2 protein-coding genes are annotated in these 1671 nt (G+C 63.3%); one reads left to right on the top strand and one right to left on the bottom strand.

The window, feature by feature from the left end:
- Positions 1-105: 105 nt before the first annotated feature.
- Positions 106-1035 (bottom strand): ATP-grasp domain-containing protein, encoded by a 930-nt coding sequence (locus ACXJL8_RS40460; RefSeq protein ID WP_456619346.1) that lies wholly within the window; start codon positions 1033-1035, stop codon positions 106-108.
- Between the two features lie 375 nt (positions 1036-1410).
- Between ACXJL8_RS40460 and ACXJL8_RS40455 the strand changes: the two genes are divergently transcribed.
- A partial coding sequence (locus ACXJL8_RS40455) for an FAD-binding oxidoreductase (protein WP_456686967.1) occupies positions 1411-1671 on the top strand: 261 nt, incomplete at its 3' end.

Here is a 1671-nt window from a genome sequence, read left to right as displayed (position 1 = left end):
GTATCTATCCGCACGAGCAGTCTTGCGAGTTGAGAGAACCCCTCATCCGGCGGTTCGCGCCACCTTCTCCCACACAAGGGGAGAAGGGAAGGAGACAGCGTGGGCTCAGCCGGCCTCCCCAAACACCCGGTCCAGCGCCGCGTCATACGTGGCCTGCACCAGCTCCGGATGCAGCTTCGCCAGCGTTTCCATCATTACGCCGGAATTGATCTCGAGCACGCGCCACGCGCCATCCGCGCGCACCACGTCGATCGAGGCGAAGGCGATGCCGATGGCGTTGGCGGCGTCGACGGCGAGCCTCACGCATGCCGCGTGCACCTCGCCATTCTCCATCAGCACCGGCCGCGCGCCGGCCTCCAGATTGTGCCGCCAGTTCAGGATGCGCCGCTTGCCCTTCGGGACGATCGCATTCACCTCGCGCGTGTCGAGCTCGCGCAGCTGCCCGTCGTGCCCTGCTGCGATTGCGAGCTCGCGCAACGTATGCGCCCCGTCGCCGACGACCGACGGCCGATCCTTGCGGTAGACGATCATCGGCTTGCGATCGAGCAGGATCACGCGGACCTCCTCCTCGATCTCGACATAAGGCGCGATCACGAGGCCGAGGCTCGACGAAAAGACCTCGCTGACGGCGCGATCGAGCTCGGCAGCGTTCGTCACCTTGAACACGGCGCGTCCCGAGGTGCCCTCGTTCGGCTTCACCACCACGCCTTGCGGATGCTGCGCCAGCAGGGCCAGCATCGCGTCGCGCCAGCCGGGGCCGGCGATTTGCGCGCCCGTGCTCGGGTTGAGGAAGAGATGATGAGGAATGCAGGGCACGCCCTCGAGCGTCAGCACCTCGGCCGTCGCCGATTTGTCGTTGGCGAGACGATGCGCGATGGCGCTGTTGAGGCCGATGTCGTAGCCGAAGGCGAAGTGGCGCGCCTCGCCCCGGCGCATCGCGATCAGCCAGCCGTCGGAGCGGATGTCGACGGCAATGCCATGGCGGGCGCAGTAGCGCCTGATCGCCTGGACGAAGATGCGTTCGCTGCTGGGCATGGGTCTCAATCACTCCTGTCGCCAAAAACCGCGAAAATGCGGGAAACGGCGCCAAACGGCGCCGAAAATCAGAGCTATTCTTAATGAAATTCTCGCGAGCGCGACGGAAATTAAGTGCTGCCATCGAGCCCCGGAGGGAAAAGAAATTGCCCGCCATGCGCGCCGGGCAGCAGATTCGTTAATGATGCGGCCATTTCCGCCGCAAATGCCGGTTTGATCGGCATCAATTGCATCCGAAACGAGGTTGATTATTGGCCTCAATGGCGTAGATCACACCGGACAATCTTCCGCCATGACAAGTGGTGTCCGCCTCGCTTTCAGGGGCCGTGCAACGCTTTTGTTCAAAAACCGCAAATATTCGGAATATCGAAACACATGAGCGCGTTTTACCGAGAGAAGGTTCTTTCCGTCCAGCACTGGACCGACACGCTGTTCAGCTTCCGCGCCACCCGCGATTCCGGCTTCCGTTTCCAGAACGGGCAGTTCGCGATGATCGGGCTCGAGGTCGACGGCCGCCCGCTGCTGCGCGCCTACAGCATGGCGAGCGCCAACCACGAGGAAGAGCTCGAGTTCTTCTCGATCAAGGTTCAGGACGGCCCGCTGACCTCGCGCCTCCAGAAGATCCGGGAGGGCGAC

This window comes from Bradyrhizobium sp. P5_C11_2 (assembly GCF_054049755.1).
Note: the sequence above shows the minus strand (reverse complement) of the source record. Positions and strands in the feature narration are given on the sequence as shown.